The organism is Psychrobacter sp. AOP22-C1-C5 (assembly GCF_052378885.1).
In the GTDB taxonomy this organism is placed as follows: Bacteria; Pseudomonadota; Gammaproteobacteria; order Pseudomonadales; family Moraxellaceae; genus Psychrobacter.
Genome location: NZ_JBQSYC010000012.1, coordinates 18,317 through 38,594, shown reverse-complemented (window position 1 = coordinate 38,594; position 20,278 = coordinate 18,317). Strand labels below are relative to the sequence as shown.

The window sequence follows — 20,278 nt, the reverse complement described above, 5'->3', positions numbered from 1 at the left end:
TAAAAACAGGCAATGTACCATTTCATATAAGGATCATTCAAAATGTCAGAATCAAAGGCAAGCGTTACATGGCAAGAAGATAAAGCATTTATGGGCGTATCCCCATCAGGACATAATGTACAAATGGATGGTGGTAAAGAAAAAGGCGCTAGCCCAATGGAACTGATTTTATTAGGGCTTGGTGGTTGTGCCAGTTATGATGTGGTATCAATTTTACAAAAATCGCGCCAAGAGGTAAAAGATGTGCGTTGTGAGCTGACCGCCAAGCGCGCTGATGCTGTGCCAGCAGTATATACTGATATCCATATGCATTTTATCGTGACCGGTCAAGATATCAAAGACAAGCAAGTTGAAAAAGCCGTGAATCTGTCTGCAGAGAAATATTGCTCAGCCAGCCGAATGCTGGCACAAGGTGGGGTGAATATTACCCATGATTTTGAAGTTATTGCAGGATAGGGGTAAAGATACTCATGAATGCAATCTTTGGTTTGGTCTCTGATACAGCGGCATCTGCTATTTGGGCGATGGTGGTGGCAAGCCTACTGCCAATAGTGATGGCAATGTTGGCTAAAGCGTTTGGCGGTTTCAATCTGTCTGACAATTCACACCCGCGGGATTTTTTGCAACACACGACAGGGGCGGCCGCGCGTGCTAATGCTGCACAGCAAAACAGTTATGAGACGTTGCCAGTATTCTTGGCCGCCGTCTTGGTTGCTATGTTGTTCTTTGTACCGCAACTGATTATTAATACATTGGCTTGGTTGTACGTGCTGATTCGTGTTGGTTATTGCGCGGCATATATTTCCAATTTGGCAACGTTTCGTTCCATACTTTGGGTGTTATCGATTGCTTGCTGTTTGATGCTGTTTTATTTAGCCATTCGCATTAGTATTTAATACTCGGCCTGTTATCATAGGCATGTTTTAAGACATATCTAAAATAAGGGCAGTTGATTGTTACCGTACACTGGTTTGCAGTGCGCTGATAATCGCTGCCTTATTTTTTTCTCGTTTGATACCTTCCCATAGTGTTTGCGCTTCGCTATAGCCTTTGGTTAGCATGCCTAGCCACTGTTTATAACGACCCACTAAGACCACGTCACTTTTGGCCGCCCCTTCTAAAAATTTGATTTGATGCGCGATTAAATCTTGCCATAGTAATGTTTTATCTGCTGGGTTTTTATCATCAACTCTAACAAAACCATGATCAACATTAGCAATCAAGTCAGGACGGGTAACTGCGCCGCGACCTAGCATTAAATGCGGCGTTCCCGCCTGCATCATACAGTTTTGTGCTTGCTCTGCTGTCCAAATCTCACCATTGGCAATCACAGGAATGTCTAGCGAATTAAAATTTTGAATTTTATCCCAATAAGCTGGTGGCTTGTAACCTTGGGTTTTGGTACGCGCATGAATGGTGAGCCAATCAGCGCCACTAGAAGCAATCGCCCCACGAATATCGTCCATTCGACTGGTATCGGTATAACCCAGACGAATTTTTGCTGATACAGGGATATGAGTAGGAACAGCGCGGCGTACCGCACTGATAATGTCATACATGACTTCAGGCTCGTCAAGCAACACTGAGCCGCCGCGATGGCTATTGACAGTCTTGGCAGGGCAACCAAAATTGATATCGATAGCGGGCGCGCCAAGCTCGCAAGCATAAGTGGCGTTTTCTGCCATTAGCTGCGCCTCGCTACCGAGCAGTTGCACATGAATCGGCGTGCCAGAGGTGGTTTTGGCATCATGATGAAGCTCAGGGACGTACTTATAGAATACGTGGGCAGGCAAGACATGCTGGGTCACGCGAATAAACTCGCTGACCGACCAATCATAAGGGCGACCTAAATCTGTCGCAATTTGCGTTAAGATTTGTCGCATCAAAGGATCGGTTAAGCCTTCCATCGGGGCGAGGAGGCGGACAGGATTGGCAAATAATTGGTTTATAGTATTTTGACATGTTTTAAATTGCGAATTATTAGTCATTGCTTATTGTTCACTGCTAGAGGCTAATTAAAGAGAGGTACATAAAGGAAATACATAAAGAAGCTAGATGGGTAAATACGAAGAATGATTAAGTATTACCAAAAATCACCTTCTTCCCTGTCTGCAATCCCGAGATTAAGTCTTTGATATTATGAATATCCAAGTTACTTTGGGCGCGCGTACAAGCGACATAGAGCAAGCGCAATTCTTCTGGGCTTATCTTGACCGCATTGGTCGTGACATCATAATAAAAGTCATCATCCAGTTGTACTTTCCCCCACTCAAGCCCTTTAGCCTTATGCGCCGTTGAGATAACATAATCGGCATTCTCGATACGAGTTAGGCTATTGACGGCTTGGCTCAATACATTGGTGCCATGATCGTCAACCAGTTTGACCAGTGTTTTTAGGTCGCTGCCTTCATTGGTTTCAGAATATTCTTGTACATCGCCCCAATTATAGAAATACGCCAGTTCAGGCACGCCATAAGCTGACTTGCCATTCTTTAAGTTTTCTGCGGCTTGGCAGAACTTGAGCATGCGGTCAGTGTCGGCTTGTAGCGCCACGCGATGACCCAGCTTCAGACCTGTCAACAGCTGTACCATGGCAGCAGCGTTGGTACGGCACAAAATGGCATCTTTTTTACTATGTACCATGCCTTTGTCGGTAGAGGACTGTTTATTGGGATTGCCTTTTAACGGCACGTCTTCTTGTAATGCTTTTAATAACGTATTGGCCACTTCTGCAATGGGTTCACCAAAGCGAAAGGATTGCGTCAATAACGTTTGCGGCAACGGCAGTTTTTTCATCGCATTGACAGCGCCGCGCCATTCATAAATCTGTTGATGCGCGTCACCCACATAAATCACTTGTCTTGGCTGCTGCGTCAAAATTCCCATCATCAATGGGTCGGCATCTTGCGCTTCGTCAAATAAGATAAAATCGGCAGGAATGCTGGGTTTAGATAGTGCCCAAAGCTTGAGATAAATATCATGACCGATACCAGCAGGATGGCGCGCATCAATCGATTGTAGCCAGCGCTGCTCGACGGCAGGGTAGAGCATTTCGCGCAGCTGCTCTGCGTCTGACTCATCGAGCCAACTCGGAAACAATATGTGCCGAGGCGCAGGATAGCTGGCATGGGTACTACAAAAATTGCTCACTGCATCACTAACAAAGCGTGACAATCGAGCGGGCGTAAGCGTAATGTATTTATTGACCCCATCCATTTGACGACGGACTTGCACCGGCTGCAAACCTAAATCATCACCCAAACGCTTAGGAGAAAAACGCGGTAGGGATAGCTTCGCCGTAATATCACGAGCAACATGACGGTAAGCGAGCGAATGAAAGGTACGGCATTCTACATGCGGCGGGAATTTTTGCCGTGCGTCATTGGCAATTGCTTTGTTGAAGGCCAGATATAAGCCGCGTCCACGCAAGCGCTCACCAATCAGTTTGAGCGTTGTCGTTTTACCCGCACCAGCATAAGCGACCACCTTAAATGACTTATGATCCATCGCCATATTCAGCGCACTCAGTTGCTCATCAGTGGGATCGCTCATATAAGCTGGCATAGATGCGGACATAATAAAGCTACCTAAAATACGAAAAGTAATTAAAAACAACGGCGGTAAAAAAAGCCACTGCATAAACAATGGCTAGTAGACGGTGATAATGCTTGATTGTGATAATAAGCGCTAAGCTTATTTATGGTATAAGAGAAAAACAAAATAATGGCAAATTAAACCATTATTTTTTTCTGTTGAACAGACCCATATCAAAAATAAGAATATTGAGTGTCTTATTCTTTATCTGTTGAAGCAAGAGCAGGAGTTGGCGCTTCTTTGATTAAAATTTTGGCCAGCAATAAACCAAGCTCAAACAATAACCACATCGGAATCGCCAGCATTAGCATAGAGACCCCATCAGGTGGCGTGACGACAGCGGCTACTCCAAAACAGCCGACGATAATGTAACGACGTTTGTCTTCTAGGGTCTGAATGGAGACAATACGTGCCAATATCAATAGCAAGGTGACGACGGGAATCTCAAACGTTAACCCAAACACCATAAACAGTTTTAGTGCAAAGCTTAGATAACTGTCGATATCTGTCATCGGAAGGACGTTTTGCGGGGCAAACATAATAAAGAATTTCAATACGCCTTTTAGCACGACAAAATAAGAAAAGGCCACGCCCGCATAAAATAAAAATATAGACGATAATAACACTGGAATTGCGATTTTCTTTTCTTTTTTATATAACCCCGGCGCTACAAATGACCAAATTTGATACAGAATATAAGGCATTGCAAAAAATGCAGCGACAAATATAGTAAGACGTATCGGCGCCATAAAGTTGGAAGTGATGTCTGTCGCAATCATCGTTGAATTGGCAGGTAGCTGAGCCACCAAGGGGTCTGATAAAAAGTTATATAGTTCGCGTGAAAACCCTGCCAACGCCAAAAATATGACCAGTACAGCCACACATATTTTGATTAAGTGGCGACGCAGCTCAATCAAGTGCTCGGTAATCGGCATGTCAGCTAATGTGCTCAAGACATCGGTAGAAGCCTTATCATGAACGGTATCTGTGTTGGTCTCAATGCTCGAGCTAATATCCGAATCGACAATTTTTTCTTGGCGGCTTTTTTTGCGTTTGAACAATCCCATCAATCCGCCTCCTGTTTGTTGAGAGAGGCCAGTTTTTCTGAAGTGTCTGCATGACTGTTCAATAATGTATCGGCTTTATAATTGGGCAAATACGGCGGCATAGGGAGGCGACGGGCTTTATCATAAGCACCCAGCCGAAACCACATGTTTTCCCACGGTCTGGTCATGACGGGTGGTACAAACTGGCTGGCAGGATTATTGGTGACGCTCGTTAATTGGTCATCAACGCCTTGTAATGACGACTCACGCTGAGTAGGCTTTTCATTTTGCTCGTATGTCTCATACGCATAGTCGAATTCTTTTGGCATCGCTGGTTGATGACGAACCTCTTTATCATTAACGACGTCATTGTTAGTACCACTACTGTCAGCAAGATTAGCATTCACTTTATCGTTTTTACTAGGCTCGGTATTATCGACTTTAGCATGTGAGGGTTTTAAATGCTGATTTTGAGAGTTTTCAAACTCCTTCATATTGCCGCGCATCTCTGCCATCTCCCGTCTCATATCTGCTTCAGTCTGACGAATTTTGGCAAGCTCTTTTTGCATGAGCTGTCGCGTCTCAGCCAAGTCCAGCTCCGCTTCTATTTCGGACTGTAACGTGGAAACGGTGCGACGAATTTTGGCATACCATTGCCCAGCTGTCCGCGCTGCCTGAGGCAGTTTTTCTGGACCCAAGACAATCAAGGCAATAACGCCAAAGAGGAGTAATTCAGAAAATCCAATATCAAACATAATGGTTGGATGTCACTATTTTAAATAAAGCAGGCTAAGTACTGTTGGAATTATACGTTGTGCTTATCATCAACAGGGACAGAATGAATGTTGCTCTCATCGACCTTTTGGCTTACTGGGCGGTCGGTCGTACGTGCGTTGCCATCATGATCCAAAACCACATGCTTTTTAGCGTGTTCTGTATTTTCGTCCTTGACGGCTTCTTTAAAACCTTTAACCGCACCGCCCAAATCTTTGCCCGCATTTTTGAGTTTTGCAGTGCCAAATACGACCACCACCACAACCAACAATATCAGCCAATGCGTAATAGAAAAACTGCCCATAATGAGATCCTTTTGACTTGGTTTTCAGTCTTTATATAAGTGCTTTGAGTTTATAGGAGAGTGATCTATGAAACAAAAAGCATCGAGATATAACGTGAAGTGAAAAAGACTATATTATAACCTGCACTTATGACAAAAAGGTGAAACCAAAAAAGGCAGGCGATTTTTTTGTAACATTACAAGCTATCGAGATGCTTTTTCCTCGATACCAGAGAGACCAAAGCGTCGACCCAGCTCATTTAGTACAGCGTCCGATTCTATGTCGAACCATGCCAGCCCAACCAAGGTGTGAAACCAGACGTCCGCCACTTCATAAATAAGCTCGGCACGCGCTTCATCAAATTGCGCCTTGTCTCTACTTTCATCACAATGAGCAAAGTCTTTGGCAGCGATGATACTCTCTGTACTTTCTTCGCCTACTTTTTCTAATATTTTATTCAAACCCTTAGCATATAAACTGGCGACGTAAGAGCTGTCGGCGTCAGCTTGCTTACGCTCTGTCAATACCTGATCGAGTTGCTGTAAAATTGAGGAGTCATTGGTCTGAGTATGAGCAGTATCACCAGCGTCAGAGCTAACGCTTGGGGTTTCTACTGAAGGTTTAATCGACACATCTGAATGATAAATGTCAGCGGGATCTTTTAAGACCTTATCGACCGTTTGCCACTCAGGGGTTTGACCAGACAAGTCTAACTGCCGATAAAAACAAGATTCGCGCCCTGTATGACAAGCGATGCCGCCAGCTTGAGTAACGCTAAGTACGATGACATCAGCATCACAGTCCAAGCGAATGTCATGTACGGTCTGCGTATGTCCTGATGACTCACCCTTATGCCATAATTTGGCACGTGATCTCGAAAAATAAACGGCTGTCTTGGTTTGCGCAGTTAATTGAAGCGCTTCTGCATTCATCCATGCCATCATCAAAATACGCCCAGACGCATGATCTTGGGCAATCGCAGGAATCAAACCATCAGCATTAAAATTTATGGCAGTTAGCCAAGCAGGTAGAGTCGTCATTTATCTGTCTTCTTATAGGTAGGAATAATATGTGGTTCTAATAGCGCTTAGCTCGCCTCAACGCTTGCCTTCTACTTAAGCATAGCTCAAGCTGACATTCAATCTATTTGGTCGAAAATTTGCAACTTTATGGATGCGCCAAATGGGTAGGCAATAGGTTAGTTCAGACAAGCCAGTTGTAGTCGCGACTCGCTAAGTCAAGACAAAAACTTTACTTGGCAAAACAAGCCACTATCTGCTAAAATAGCGCCTCCCACCTCGAGGCAAATAGAGGTTTAGTGATTGCTTATATAGTTACTATTCGGTATTTACTATTTGACGACCAGGTTCTAACAAAGAAAAAGAGGCAAATCATCATGAAAGTTAAGATGAAAACCAGAAGCGGTGCCGCTAAACGCTTCAAAAAAACAGCGAACGGTTTTAAGCGTAAGCAAGCTTTTAAGAGCCATATTTTGACTAAGAAATCAGCTAAGCGTATTCGCCAGTTGCGTGGTCTTAAGTTGGTGCACAAGTCTGACGAAGCAGCAGTTCGTCGTATGTGCCCATACATCTAATAGCCTATCGTCATTTATATTTAATTAAAATTATTTGATTAATTCATATCTGACTTTGCAATCTGACAACGATGCCTACTATTTAATAGCGTCGTTATTCGTTTAAAAATATCTTGGAGTAAATTATGGCCCGTGTAAAACGTGGTGTACAGGCAAATCGCCGTCACAAAAAAATCTTAAAGCGCGCAAAAGGCTACTACGGTGCCCGTTCACGTGTTTACCGCGTAGCGGTACAGGCAGTGACCAAAGCTGGTCAATATGCTTATCGTGACCGTCGCAACAAAAAACGTACTTTCCGTCGTCTTTGGATCGCACGTATCAATGCTGGTGCACGTTTAAATGGCTTGAGTTATAGCCGCTTTATCAATGGCATGAAAAAAGCCAACATCGCAATCGATCGTCGCGTACTTGCTGATATCGCTATGCATGATGCAGCGACTTTCACAGCCTTGGTCGAAAAAGCAAAAGCGGAATTGGCCTAAATATTAACCATCCGTTAGGTATTCAGCTTACTTGATTGAGTATTTACATGGATAGGACTGATATTGATTAATAGTATGATATTAATAGAAGCTACCGCTGGTCGGTGGCTTTTTTTATATAATATGGTTTTGCTCATGGTGCATGTCGATATTGAAATTTCATGCCAGACTAGGCTGACAACTGTCTAAATATTCAAGCCATTCATATCACTCGATTTTATATCAAAATGACTGAGTAAATGGTTTGCAATATTTGGTCAAATCCCTACAATTAATAGTCCGTTCAAATCAGGAATGATGCGTCTTATGACTACCCCTGCTGCCACCAACGACTTGTCGGCGCTACCGACTTTACCTTCAGAGTTAAGTGATGTTAGTGAAGCTCAATTGATAGAATTTGCTAATGCGTCTGAAGCTCTCGTTTTACAAGTAACTGATGCGCGTATTTTGCAAGATTTGCGTGTACAACTGACTGGCAAAAAGAGTCTATTAACTGGCTGGTCAAAACAGATGGGCAAGCTCGACGCTGATGACAAAAAAACCTATGGCGGCTGGCTGCACGGGGTGCGTAGTCGCATTCAGCAAGCCCTAACTGATCGCCAGCAGCAATTAGATGTCGCGGCGTTAAATGCCAAGTTAGAAGCTGAAAGTATTGATATTACATTGCCTGCTCGCGGTGGACAAAAAGGCCATTTGCATCCAGTGACAATGATTACGCAGCGTATGCAACAGTATTTTGTGCAGGCAGGCTTTAATGTGGCGACGGGCCCTGAAGTTGAGAGTGATTACTACAACTTTGAAGCGCTTAATATCCCATCACATCATCCTGCACGTGCCATGCATGATACCTTCTATTTCGATGCACATTACTTGCTGCGTACGCATACCAGTCCGGTGCAAATTCGTACCATGGAAAAGAATGAACCACCGATTCGTATTATCTGTCCGGGCCGTGTTTATCGCAATGACTCAGACCAAACCCACTCACCGATGTTTCATCAATTGGAAGGGCTGATGGTTACAGAGTCGAGCACTTTTGCAGAGCTAAAAGGCTTGATCAGTGAGTTTTTAGAGGCATTTTTTGCAAAAGAGCTGACCGTGCGTTTCCGTCCTTCATTCTTCCCATTTACTGAGCCCTCGGCCGAAGTAGATATCTTAGATGACAATGGTAAATGGCTTGAAGTCATGGGCTGCGGTATGGTGCATCCGCAAGTGCTAACCAATTGTGGCATTGATGCTGACAAATACACAGGTTTCGCGTTTGGTATGGGTATTGAGCGCTTTGCGATGCTGTACTACGGCATTGATGATTTGCGTTTGTTTTTCCAAAACGATGTACGCTTCTTAAAGCAGTTTGGCTAGAGTATCGCTTTTAGTTGTTAGTATGCATATGCCTACCTTTACTCCAAAATCTTTATTATAAAATTCTGATCCGAGATATTTATGAAAATTAGCGAACAGTGGCTACGTCAATGGGTGAATCCCAATAATACCAGTGAGCAATTGGCCGAACAGTTAACCATGGCAGGGTTAGAGATTGACGATCGTTATGCGGTTGCCCGTGCTTTTAGTGGTGTGGTCGTTGGTGAAGTTATCAGTGTCGAGCCGCATCCAGATGCGGATAAACTTCGCGTCACGCAAGTGAATATTGGCGACGCTGAACCTGTGCAGATTGTGTGCGGTGCGCCTAATGTCTTTGTCGGTATGAGAGCACCAGTTGCTACTGTTGGTGCAGTCTTACCGTCTGATGATAAGGCTGGTTTTAAAATTAAGAAAAGTAAGCTGCGCGGTATTGCTTCGAACGGTATGCTGTGCGGTGCTTCTGAAATTGATTTGGTTGACGAGATTGATGGTTTGCTTGAGCTGCCAGGTGACGCGCCAATTGGCACAGATATTCGCGATTATTTGGGCTTGGACAATCAGATACTTGATATCTCAATCACGCCAAACCGTGGTGATTGCTTTAGCGTACGCGGTATTGCTCGTGAGATTTCAGTCATCAATGATTTGCCTATGCAGATGCCAAAAATTGCTGATAGCGTCGCCATTAACGATAACGGCGTAACACCAGCCGTCACAGTGAATGCAGTAGAAGCATGTCCCCGTTATTTGTTGCAATCTATTAGCAATATTGATCGTCATATCGAGACGCCAAAGTGGATGCAGGACGCGTTGGCTCAGTCAGGACTACGCCCACATAACTTCTTGGTGGATGTGACCAACTATGTGCTTATGGAGCTTGGTCAACCGCTACATGCTTTTGATGCGGATACGATCAAAGGCGATATCGTCGTACGTTTGGCGCAACCAGAAGAAAGCGTCACCTTATTAAATGAGCAAACCATTACCTTAACTGGTGATGAATTAGTCATTGCCGATGATAAAGGCATACTTGCCCTTGCAGGTATCATGGGTGGTCAGCGCAGTAGCGTAACAGATAGCACAAAAAATATCATATTAGAAAGCGCCTTCTTTAATCCGCTGGCAATCGCTGCACGTGCTCGTCGTTTTGGCTTGCATACCGATGCGTCACAACGTTTTGAGCGCGGGGTAGACTTTGAGTTGCCAGCCCTTGCATTAGCACGCGCTTGTGAATTGATTACTAGCGTCACTGCCGGTCAAGCTGGCACCCTCGTAAAAGTTGAGAATCAAAAGCATCTGCCAGCACGCGATCCAATTACCTTACCAACTGCTAAGGTTCGTGATGTCATCGGCATAGAGATTGAACCTACCGTCATGGTGCGTATTTTAACCCAACTGGGGTTTGAGGTAGAGCAAAAAAGTGATGCGTTGATCTGTACACCCCCATCTTATCGCTTTGATATGAGTATCCCCGAGGACTTAATCGAAGAAATTGCGCGTATTTATGGCTATGACAATATTCCAAGCGTATTGCCACACTTACAAGTAAGCATGGATTACGATGATACCGCAGATTTGACGCATGAGATGAAGCTTGCGCTCGTCGACAACGGCTATATGGAAGCGATTAGTTTTAGCTTTAGCGATGCAAAACTAGAAGCATTGCTTGATGATGAGGCATTGGGGGAGGTGTTGGCATTGGCCAATCCGATCTCCAGCGATTTGGCGGTGATGCGCCGTACTTTGCTATCAAGCCTATTGCCTTGTGTACAATACAATCTAAACCGTCAACAATCGCGTGTACGTTTCTTTGAAACGGGTCTAAGCTTTGTGGGCAATAACATCAGTGACTTGGTACAAACGCCAAGTATCGCTCTAGTCGCAGTGGGCGATGTCTGGGATGAGCAAGCGTATCAAAACCGTACGCTAGATTTTTATGATCTAAAGCACGACATTGAGCAATTATTACCTGCCCAAATAGATAGTAATCGTGTTCGCTATGAGCGTAGCGCGCTTACCTTCTTGCATCCTGGGCAAAGCGCCAAACTATATATCGATGACGAGTATGTTGGCTGGCTCGGACAATTACATCCCAATACTGCCAAACAACTAGGCCTACCAGCGACTTGGGTTGCTCAATTATCGCTAGCACCGCTACTCACACTGGCACGTGAACAGCATACGATCACTACGCCGAGCAAATTCCCGCAAGTACGTCGCGATATTGCGATCTTAGTTGATAGCGACATTAGCTTGCAAACCCTAGAGTCAACGATACGTGCTGCTGCAGGTGAGCTGCTGACGGATCTTTGGTTGTTTGATGTGTATCAAGGTGATAAAGTCCCAGCCGGTCAACGTTCATTGGCTTTTGCCTTAGTTTGGCAAGATAAGATGCAAACCTTGTCTGATGAGGCTGTAAAAGCAACTACGGATAGGGTGGTTCACGCATTGACTGAGCAGCACTCAGTACAGTTGCGTGATAGCTAATCTTTCATATGAATCAAACATAATGCGCCATAGCCTTTGCATCCTTGGGGTTATGGCGCATTACTGTTCATAGTTATTTTTATAAAAAAGCACTATTTTATAAAAAATTTCAGTTCTAAATAAGTTAAGTCGTTATTAATAAAAGATTTTAATGTGGTCTTTGTTAAAAAAAGACCAAAAAAGCTTTATAATGACTTTAATAACGCTAAACCATGATATTCGACATCACGACATAGCATAGGAGTCGTACTGTGAGCACCTTAACCAAATCTGACATGATTGAGCATTTGATGAGTCACCTTAACCTTACACGCCAAGAGGGCCGCTGTTTGGTAGAGAACTTTTTTGATGAATTGTCAGAGAGTTTGATTGATGGCAAAGAGGTCAAGCTTTCGGGCTTTGGTAACTTTGAGCTTAAAGATAAAAGCAGCCGTCCAGGCCGCAACCCTAAGACAGGGGAGCCCGTTGCTGTATCGGCACGCCGTGTGGTTACCTTTAAAACAGGACAAAAATTTCGTCAACAAGTTGATGAGAAATTATTTGACGCATAAATGTAGCTATCCGTATATAGCTGACCGTTTCAGCGTTTCATAGTGCATTGATAATTTTAGTTGAGACGGGCGGGCTATAGCGGTAAGTATATGTGATAGCGAGTATTAAGTATTACTGCCCGCATTAAGTCTCTTAAATCTTACGCATAAAAAAAGAGAGCATACGCTCTCTTTTTTAACTACAGTGTTTTTATCGTATGAACAATAAAATTACTGAGCTGGTTGCTCAACAACAACTTCGTCAGAAGCGGCAACAGCAGCAGTATCAGTAGTAGCAGGAGTTTCGCTAGCTACGTCTACGCTAGTAGTAGTACCGTCTACAGGAACTTCAGCGTCCATTTCTTCAGTAGCAGTAGCTGCTTGAGCATCAGCAATTTCTGCTTCAGCAGCAGCAACTTCAGCTTCAGCGCCAGCAGTAGTTTCGCCTTCAACAGCAGCTTCGTCTAGCTCTTGTGAAGCGTCTTGCACTTCTTCTTGCGCGTCAGATAAATCTTCAGCAGCGTTTTCTTTGTTGCTATCACAGGCAGTTAAGCCCATAGTTGCAGTCATGATACCAGCTAGAGCAAGTAATTTAAGTTTCATAAGGTATTCTCCGGAAAAATGAAATGAGCAGTAGCAGCAACAAAAGTCGAAATCCAAGATATCCCGGAATTCAACTATTCTTAGTCACAGCTACTCAGCTTCCACGCATTCTATATGTTTTTTATTTAAATAGAAATAGTCTGTACAATTAAGTAACAATATTATTTAAAATAATTTTTTATGAGGTTTACTTCATATAATTATTGATACAACATTCTCAAGTAATCGACGTATAATCAACGACATTACTCTAACCTAAAAGGCTCTAGATGTCTTGATTCTATCCACATTTTCTGGTGTTCTCTTATATCTAAGTAGATAGAATTTGGATTAACCGAGTTGCTCGGTGCGACATCAAGAAGTTGAAAAGGCAGAAGCTATCTTAACAGTATTAAGACGACTGATTTTTCTATGATGGGCTAGTGCAGTAGAGTTAATTATTTAGCAAAACATCCATAACATGAACAACTATTGATACGTATAGCAGTGTCTATCGTACGCTTGAGGAAAAAACTATGAAATGGCAAGGCAGACGAGGCAGCTCTAACGTACGCTCAAGCAAGGGTGGCGGCAAAATGATTGGTGGTGGTATTGGCGGTCTTATTATCGCTGGTATCCTATGGCTGGTTTTTGGCGTCAATCCGATGACCGCTTTACAAACTGGTCAAGTCATTGCGGGTGGAGGCGGAGGTAGCACATCTACCGAACCTGTGACAAGCACTGACCGAGATACACAGTTTGTAAAGGTGGTCTTGGCAGATACAGAGGAAGTCTGGAATCAGGTATTTAATGAAGCAGGTAGTACGTATAAAGAGCCGTCATTGATTCTTTTTAATGGTCAAGTCAGCTCTGCTTGTGGCAGCGCCAGTGCCGCAACTGGGCCTTTTTATTGTCCAGGCGATCAGACCGTTTATCTGGATACATCGTTTTTTGTAGAGATGCGTCAAAACCTTGGTATTACAGGCGATCAGCAAGGTTCAGGTGGTGAAGAAAATCAGGGTAAGGCAGGTGACTTTGCGCAGGCTTATGTCATCGCTCACGAAGTTGGTCATCATGTACAGACACTATTAGGTATCACTCAGCAAGTTAATGAGGCCAGTCGTCAGGTTACCTCTGCACAGGCTAATAAACTGTCAGTACTACAAGAATTACAAGCGGATTGTTTTGCTGGTGTTTGGGCACAGCGCAATCAAGAGCGCGTACAGTTCTTAGAAGCAGGTGATATTGATGAAGCCATTAATGCCGCTGGTCAAATCGGCGATGATCGTCTGGCAAAAACCAGTGGCAGAGAGGTCGTACCTGATAATTTCACTCATGGCACGAGCCAGCAGCGTATCGAGTGGTTCACTCGTGGATTAGAGAGTGGCAATATTCAGTCTTGTGATACTTTTAGTGGCGCACTGTAATAAGCGCTTCTATATAGTCAATACGAACTTGTCTCGTATTGACTAAGATCGACACGGTGATAGCCTTATACTACTGGTGTAAATTTTCTTAGTGACTACTAATACAGGGGCTGCGAAAAATTTGTTCCACAAGTAGCGTTTTCTTCACTAGTATTTACCTCATTGCTACTGTGTCGATTTTAAACAAGCTTAACCATATATATGTTATCTATGCAAATATAAGCCATAAAAAAGCCTGCAATAATAATTGCAGGCTTTTTGTTTTAAGGCATTCTTTACTAAAAAATTGGCTTAGAATTATATACCAAGTATTTTAAACAATGATTCAGCGATTATCTGCTGTTGTTAAGGATGTATGCACCTGCGCCGCCAACTGCAGCACCACCTAGTGCGCCACGAGCGATATCTTTGCTGTCGCCGCCACTTCTGATTAGAGCACCAGCGGCTGCACCAGCAGCAGCGCCTTTGGCTGTGTTGCTTATGCCACTATTGTATCCGTACCCGCCGCTTGCACAGCCGCCCATGATAAGAGCAGAGCTAGTAAGAGCAGTCATTGCGATAGTTTTAGCAAATTTCATAGTATCACCTGTTAGGTTATCAAGTTGGTTGGTCAAATTAAAAGACGATATTTCCATTACCGCTACTTTTTATACCGAGATGCTGGAATAAAGTATCTGGGTAATTATCCTAAAATAATCTATTTTGCTACCGCAAGACGTAGTAAGGTCTGCATTAGTAAGGATTATTAAGCATAGCAAATATCTCAAAACACATACTACTATCAATACCTGATAGCAGAGTATATCTATACTGGCTCCTATGCTAACCTATCTTACAATTACTAGCCGTAGTAAAAGCGCTAACCTTTACAAATAATCTGTAAAAGATGTTGCCCTACTGTATCGTTAGTAGGCTTTTTGCTCAGACTTATTGTATTTAGATAGAGATTAGGCTAACTGTTTCTAAATTCTTAAAACTCAAAAAATATAAAAGAAAAAAGACCGCACGAAGGCGGTCTCAATTGTGAATACTGTATCTTTAGTAAGCGACTTAAAAAGGCACCAAGCTCGAACTAGTTTTGTGATTTACGTTTCATCTGTTCAAAGAATTCATCATTGGTTTTCGCTTCTTTTAGACGATCCAATAAGAATTCAGTAGCTTGTACGCCATCCATCGGTTGCAGTAATTTACGTAAAATCCAGACTTTACGCAATTTGTCTTCATCAAGCAAACGCTCTTCACGGCGCGTACCAGATTTTTTGATATTGATAGCAGGGAAGACACGTTTTTCAGCCAAGTCACGCTCAAGCGTGATTTCTTGGTTACCCGTACCTTTGAACTCTTCAAAGATAACACTGTCCATCTTACTACCGGTATCAATCAGCGCACTGGCAATAATGGTCAAACTGCCACCTTCTTCAACGTTACGTGCCGCACCAAAGAAGCGTTTTGGACGCTCTAGCGCGTTGGCATCCAAACCACCAGTCAATACTTTACCTGAAGAAGGAATAACGGTGTTATAGGCGCGAGCAAGACGAGTAATAGAATCCAGTAGGATAACGACGTCTTGCTTGTGCTCGACCAAACGTTTGGCTTTTTCGATGACCATTTCGGCAACTTGTACGTGACGCTGCGGTGGCTCATCAAAGGTAGAGGCAACCACTTCACCGCGTACGGTACGTACCATCTCGGTGACTTCTTCTGGACGCTCATCAATCAGTAGTACGATCAAATAACATTCAGGATTGTTACGAGTAATCGACTGAGCGATGGTTTGTAACAGCATCGTTTTACCCGCTTTTGGCGGTGCCACGATAATAGAACGCTGACCTTTACCAATTGGCGCGATAAGGTCGATAATACGGCCAGTTAAGTCTTCAGTGGTGCCATTACCAAGCTCGAGCTTTAGGTGCTCAGTTGGAAATAGCGGCGTTAAGTTCTCAAAGATAAGCTTATGACGCGAACGATCTGGCGTATCAAAGTTGATCTCGCCAACCTTTAATAACGCAAAATAACGTTCAGAATCTTTTGGTGGACGAATCGTACCAGCGATACTGTCGCCCGTCTTGAGGCTAAAGCGACGAATTTGACTAGGGCTGACGTAAATATCGTCAGGGCCTGCCAAATAAGAGCCTTCTGATGAGCGTAAAAAGCCAAAACCATCAGGAAGAACCTCAAGTACGCCGTCACCATAGATGGCTTCGCCGTTACGGGCATGCGTTTTTAAGATAGCAAAGATGATGTCCTGTTTACGGCTACGCGCCATGTTATCAAGACCCATTTCTTTGGCGATAGCCAATAGCTCAGCAATGGATTTTTTCTTTAATTCAGTTAGATTCATAGATAGGTCATTAGCAATTGATCAGATGAGAGATGCCATTAGCAGCACAAGTCACGACATTGAATAAAACAATGATAATATGGCGATAAAGGATGCGTGCACAGAGCTAGGATTTATGTAGTTTTGGTTTATGCGTCAGCTTATGTACGAATTGCAATCGTTCGATGCAAGGTAATAAGAAATAAAGAAGGCTACATAAGAGTCTGCGTCAAAAACTCAATATCAGTAATTGTGTTTAGTCATTTCGTTCAGCAATGGTGTTTATAACGACGATTGTGTTTTTGTTGATAAACACGAGGAGAATAGCGATAAGACATTTAGGAAAACCGTTAGTTTTCTCTTGTCAGCAGACTATACGGTCTTCACAATGACATTGTCAATAAATTTTGCCAAAAAAGTCGTATAATTGAGTTTTTTGCATAAAAAATAAGCAAAAAAGCCATCGTCTGAGTCAGATAATGGCTTTTTTAATCAAGGTATTACTATTGTATTGCGCTGGCATCAGACATCGCTGATGTCAGCTAGCTTTGAATTACAAATGCTTGTCTAACACTTTGGCCAATTCAGCCTTTGGCTGTAGACCCATGACTGAATCAACTTTTTCGCCATCTTTGAATACAAATAGCGTTGGGATATTGCGGATACCAAAACGGCTTGCCGCTTGTGGGTTGCTATCCACGTCAACTTTGACAATTTTAACTTTGCCTTGGTATTCAGTCGCTAGATCTTCTAAAATAGGCGCGATGGCTTTGCAAGGACCGCACCAAGCTGCCCAGAAGTCTACTAAAACTGGAACGTCTGACTGCAACACGTCTTGGTCAAAGTTGGTATCAGTAGTATTAACAATAAGGTCTGACATAATATTATCTCTCTTGTTTTATTGTTCTTATCGTCGTTCATCCACCTAGATATTGATTTGATAATAGAGTGATGAGCGATCAAAGAATCATTTAGAAGGGGTGAAAATGTGCCATTATATTAACATGTTTGCCAACGATTGGCAGAGCTATACCAGTTAAATTGCTCAACAATTACTATTGACACAATAAATCAGAACATAACGAAACAGGTTATGTTTTATCTGTCACCTGTAGTCTTTATCGTTACGTTAAGCCTGCGTTTCAACAGCGTTTTATCATTTTATTCAAGTCTATATAAATATATTAGCCAACTTCATTTTTGCCCCATAATTACCTGTACACGAGAGTCAGTACTCTCAAGTCCCACAATATAAGTAGCTCATTTTATGCCTTTTACTGAAGAAGAAGTAGACGCCCTTAACAGTCAAGAAAACGCTTATCCGCTTGAGTTTTTTCGAGCATTTGCGCAAGACATTACCGTTTATGAAGATGACGACATTTGGGTGGTCGATAAACCCGCTGGCCTACTGAGTGTCGATGGTAAGACGCTAAAAGTGAGTTTGCTGGCGCGACTTGAGCGCGCCAATCCCGCAGTTAAGCTGATCCATCGTTTAGATATGGATACCTCGGGATTACTCATTTTTGCAAAAAACGCGGCGGCACAGACTCACATCAGTAAGCAATTTATTGAGCGACTTCCGCAAAAAAGATACCAAGCACGTGTCTTTGGCAAATGGCAGAGCATAGGCGCCACTGGTGAGATATCAGTACCAGTACGCTATGAGCCTACGACCAAACCGCGCCATATCGTCGATCATGATTGGTCAAAGCATGCATTAACCTTATATGAAGTGATCGCTCATGAAGAATGTAATGGTCAGACAGTTACGCGCGTCATGTTGAAGCCCGTGACAGGTCGCAGCCATCAGCTGCGCGTCCATATGGTACATGTTGGCCATGTGATGATTGGTGATCCGATTTATGCGGAAGGCGCGGCGTTGGAGATCGCTCCAAGGCTCAATCTACATGCTCAGCAACTGCGTCTTAAGCATCCTACGCTTGGCGCATGGATGGATTGGGAAAGTCCTAGTCCTTTTTAACTTGTTATGAGTCTCGTGACTGCTATCAATTTTTCTCGCTTGCTGTGAGCTTCGCTCGACAGAGGCTTCAAAAAACTGATACCAGTACTTTTAAGCGTTTCATTCATATATAAACGACATTGCGTAAAAATCATGCAAGTACAGGGATGCATGCCACTACAAGGATAGAAAATATGCTTGATATCATTACTTTCAAACAGGCGACCAAACAAACGATTAAAAATCGCCTCAAATTTAAAAAGTCCTCATCAAACATACCAGTCGATTATGAGGTGCTCATCATTGGTGCAGGGATTGCGGGTATTGGTATGGCGTGCCGTCTACAGCAGCGCCAGAATAAAGGTTTGTTTGGCAATAAAAAGCCTAGTAAAACAAAACGTCAAGAGGCAAAGCCAAACAAACAAAAAACCACTCAGCGATTTGCGATATTAGAAAAACGAGCAGACTTGGGCGGGACATGGGATTTATTTACTTATCCTGGCATTCGCTCTGATTCTGACGCACTAACTTTTGGCTACAGCTTTCGCCCGTGGTTAGACCATAGAATGTTGGCAAAAGGCGCTGATATCAAACGCTATATCGCGGATACAGCACGCGAGTTTGGGGTGACGGAGCACATTCGTTATCAACATGAGGTGCAGCAACTGTCTTGGTCAAGTGTGACAAAGCGGTGGACTGCAATGGTAAAAAATCATAGCAATGGTGAAGTGTTTACCTTAACGGCTCAGTTTGTGGTTGGTGCTACTGGCTATTACGATTATGAGCAAGGCTATCAGCCTTATTTTGATAAAGAAGAAGCGTTTCAAGGTCGCATTGTCCACCCGCAGCACTGGCAAAACATCGATTATGATGACAAAAAAGTTGTGATTATCGGTAGTGGCGCTACCGCGATGACTTTGCTGCCAGCCCTACTAGATGAAGCGAGCGAGCAATGCGCGCGACATGTCACGATGCTACAACGTTCACCCACCTATGTGGCCAGCGTACCGGGCGATGATTATGCGCTTGACTGGCTATCGGGTAAGTTTTCTCCTTTATCAAAAGAGCAGGCCTATACCGTACTGCGCGCTCGCAATGTCGTGATGCAGCAAGGCATTTACCGAGCCGCTGTCTTTGCACCGAAGGTCATGAAAGCGGTATTAAGGCACGGCATTAAAAAAGAACTAAAAGGCAGTAATGTCGATGTGGCTCATTTTGAGCCTGATTATAATCCGTGGGATGAGCGACTATGTGCAGTGCCAGACAGTGATTTATTTAAGGCCTTGCATAGCAAACGCGCCGAGATGGTGACAGATCAAATTGATCACTTCACCAAGACGGGCATCCTGCTAAAATCTGGTCAGCATCTTGATGCCGATATCATCGTCACGGCAACTGGGCTAAAGATACAAATGCTTGGCGGTGCAACCGTCTATATCGATGGTCAAGCGGTCGATATCGGAACTCGTATGACTTATAAAGCAGTCATGATGGAAGGCATACCAAATATGGTGGCACTGTTTGGCTATACCAACGCATCGTGGACGCTAAAGATCGATTTGGCGTGTCAGTATGTCATGCGCTTGCTGGGCTATATGCATAAGCAGCGGTATCAAGTGGCCTTGCCTCAAGCGAAAACAAAAGACGACGAGGCGCATATGCAAGCGGATACGGTAATGGGTGCATTGTCGGCAGGATATGTGCAGCGGGCAAAAGATGAGCTACCTAAGCAAGGCGATCGCTATCCTTGGTACGTGACCAACAATTATCTTAGCGATCGCATAATGCTTAAGTACCGTAAAATAAAGGACGACTGGTTACATCTTAGTCGTTAGT

Annotated in this window: 20 protein-coding genes; 10 read left to right on the top strand and 10 right to left on the bottom strand. The window is 43.6% G+C overall.

Going from position 1 to position 20,278, the window contains the following annotated elements; genetic code table 11:
- Positions 1-42: 42 nt before the first annotated feature.
- Together ACT3TH_RS12505 and ACT3TH_RS12500 are read left to right on the top strand one after the other, a co-directional pair.
- Entirely contained in the window at positions 43-456 is a 414-nt protein-coding gene (locus ACT3TH_RS12505) for an OsmC family protein (RefSeq protein ID WP_444756159.1), read from the top strand.
- A 14-nt stretch (positions 457-470) separates the two neighbouring features.
- The gene (locus ACT3TH_RS12500) at positions 471-896 is read left to right on the top strand and encodes an MAPEG family protein (RefSeq protein ID WP_444756158.1); all 426 of its coding nucleotides are present in this window, start codon (positions 471-473) and stop codon (positions 894-896) included.
- 60 nt (positions 897-956) lie between these two features.
- Here ACT3TH_RS12500 and ACT3TH_RS12495 read toward each other — a convergent pair whose 3' ends face one another.
- The 6 genes from ACT3TH_RS12495 to hisIE form a co-directional block, all read right to left on the bottom strand.
- Positions 957-1,988 (bottom strand): tRNA dihydrouridine synthase, encoded by a 1,032-nt coding sequence (locus tag ACT3TH_RS12495; protein WP_444756157.1) that lies wholly within the window; start codon positions 1,986-1,988, stop codon positions 957-959.
- Between the two features lie 88 nt (positions 1,989-2,076).
- Positions 2,077-3,576, bottom strand: coding sequence for a UvrD-helicase domain-containing protein (locus ACT3TH_RS12490; protein ID WP_444756156.1), 1,500 nt, complete (start codon positions 3,574-3,576; stop codon positions 2,077-2,079).
- A 215-nt stretch (positions 3,577-3,791) separates the two neighbouring features.
- Positions 3,792-4,661, bottom strand: a complete 870-nt coding sequence (gene tatC / locus ACT3TH_RS12485; protein WP_444756155.1) for a twin-arginine translocase subunit TatC — start codon at positions 4,659-4,661, stop codon at positions 3,792-3,794.
- Entirely contained in the window at positions 4,661-5,395 is a 735-nt protein-coding gene (tatB, locus tag ACT3TH_RS12480) for a Sec-independent protein translocase protein TatB (RefSeq protein ID WP_444756154.1), read from the bottom strand. Before tatB ends, tatC begins: the two co-directional genes overlap by 1 nt.
- A 50-nt stretch (positions 5,396-5,445) precedes the next feature.
- Positions 5,446-5,718: a Sec-independent protein translocase subunit TatA gene (gene tatA / locus ACT3TH_RS12475; RefSeq protein WP_444756153.1), complete on the bottom strand. Its 273-nt coding sequence runs from the start codon at positions 5,716-5,718 to the stop codon at positions 5,446-5,448.
- A 183-nt stretch (positions 5,719-5,901) separates the two neighbouring features.
- Positions 5,902-6,738, bottom strand: coding sequence for a bifunctional phosphoribosyl-AMP cyclohydrolase/phosphoribosyl-ATP diphosphatase HisIE (hisIE, locus tag ACT3TH_RS12470; RefSeq protein ID WP_444756152.1), 837 nt, complete (start codon positions 6,736-6,738; stop codon positions 5,902-5,904).
- A 356-nt stretch (positions 6,739-7,094) separates the two neighbouring features.
- Between hisIE and rpmI the strand changes: the two genes are divergently transcribed.
- From rpmI to ACT3TH_RS12445, 5 genes are all read left to right on the top strand, one after another.
- Complete coding sequence (gene rpmI / locus ACT3TH_RS12465) at positions 7,095-7,292, top strand: 50S ribosomal protein L35 (protein ID WP_057761939.1); 198 nt, start codon at positions 7,095-7,097, stop codon at positions 7,290-7,292.
- A gap of 125 nt (positions 7,293-7,417) precedes the next feature.
- Entirely contained in the window at positions 7,418-7,774 is a 357-nt protein-coding gene (rplT, locus tag ACT3TH_RS12460) for a 50S ribosomal protein L20 (RefSeq protein WP_011281252.1), read from the top strand.
- Between the two features lie 306 nt (positions 7,775-8,080).
- Complete coding sequence (pheS, locus tag ACT3TH_RS12455) at positions 8,081-9,136, top strand: phenylalanine--tRNA ligase subunit alpha (protein WP_444756151.1); 1,056 nt, start codon at positions 8,081-8,083, stop codon at positions 9,134-9,136.
- A gap of 81 nt (positions 9,137-9,217) precedes the next feature.
- Positions 9,218-11,623, top strand: a complete 2,406-nt coding sequence (gene pheT, locus ACT3TH_RS12450) for a phenylalanine--tRNA ligase subunit beta (protein ID WP_444756150.1) — start codon at positions 9,218-9,220, stop codon at positions 11,621-11,623.
- A gap of 251 nt (positions 11,624-11,874) precedes the next feature.
- Complete coding sequence (locus ACT3TH_RS12445) at positions 11,875-12,174, top strand: integration host factor subunit alpha (RefSeq protein ID WP_444756149.1); 300 nt, start codon at positions 11,875-11,877, stop codon at positions 12,172-12,174.
- A 210-nt stretch (positions 12,175-12,384) separates the two neighbouring features.
- Here the strand turns inward: ACT3TH_RS12445 and ACT3TH_RS12440 are convergent, their stop codons facing one another.
- Entirely contained in the window at positions 12,385-12,756 is a 372-nt protein-coding gene (locus ACT3TH_RS12440; protein WP_444756148.1) for a hypothetical protein, read from the bottom strand.
- A 515-nt stretch (positions 12,757-13,271) separates the two neighbouring features.
- Between ACT3TH_RS12440 and ypfJ the strand changes: the two genes are divergently transcribed.
- Entirely contained in the window at positions 13,272-14,162 is an 891-nt protein-coding gene (gene ypfJ, locus ACT3TH_RS12435; protein WP_444756147.1) for a KPN_02809 family neutral zinc metallopeptidase, read from the top strand.
- Positions 14,163-14,494: 332 nt separating this feature from the next.
- Here the strand turns inward: ypfJ and ACT3TH_RS12430 are convergent, their stop codons facing one another.
- The 3 genes from ACT3TH_RS12430 to trxA all read right to left on the bottom strand — a co-directional run bounded on the left by ACT3TH_RS12430 (position 14,495) and on the right by trxA (position 17,362).
- Complete coding sequence (locus tag ACT3TH_RS12430; RefSeq protein ID WP_444756146.1) at positions 14,495-14,740, bottom strand: hypothetical protein; 246 nt, start codon at positions 14,738-14,740, stop codon at positions 14,495-14,497.
- 494 nt (positions 14,741-15,234) lie between these two features.
- Entirely contained in the window at positions 15,235-16,503 is a 1,269-nt protein-coding gene (gene rho, locus ACT3TH_RS12425) for a transcription termination factor Rho (RefSeq protein WP_055125334.1), read from the bottom strand.
- A 532-nt stretch (positions 16,504-17,035) separates the two neighbouring features.
- On the bottom strand, positions 17,036-17,362 hold the full coding sequence (trxA, locus tag ACT3TH_RS12420; protein WP_444756145.1) for a thioredoxin: 327 nt from the start codon (positions 17,360-17,362) through the stop codon (positions 17,036-17,038).
- Positions 17,363-17,749: 387 nt separating this feature from the next.
- Between trxA and ACT3TH_RS12415 the strand changes: the two genes are divergently transcribed.
- Positions 17,750-18,463: an RluA family pseudouridine synthase gene (locus ACT3TH_RS12415; RefSeq protein WP_444756144.1), complete on the top strand. Its 714-nt coding sequence runs from the start codon at positions 17,750-17,752 to the stop codon at positions 18,461-18,463.
- A 254-nt stretch (positions 18,464-18,717) separates the two neighbouring features.
- A complete protein-coding gene (locus ACT3TH_RS12410) occupies positions 18,718-20,277 on the top strand; it encodes a flavin-containing monooxygenase (protein ID WP_444756202.1) in 1,560 nt (519 codons plus the stop codon).
- Position 20,278 lies beyond the last annotated feature (1 nt).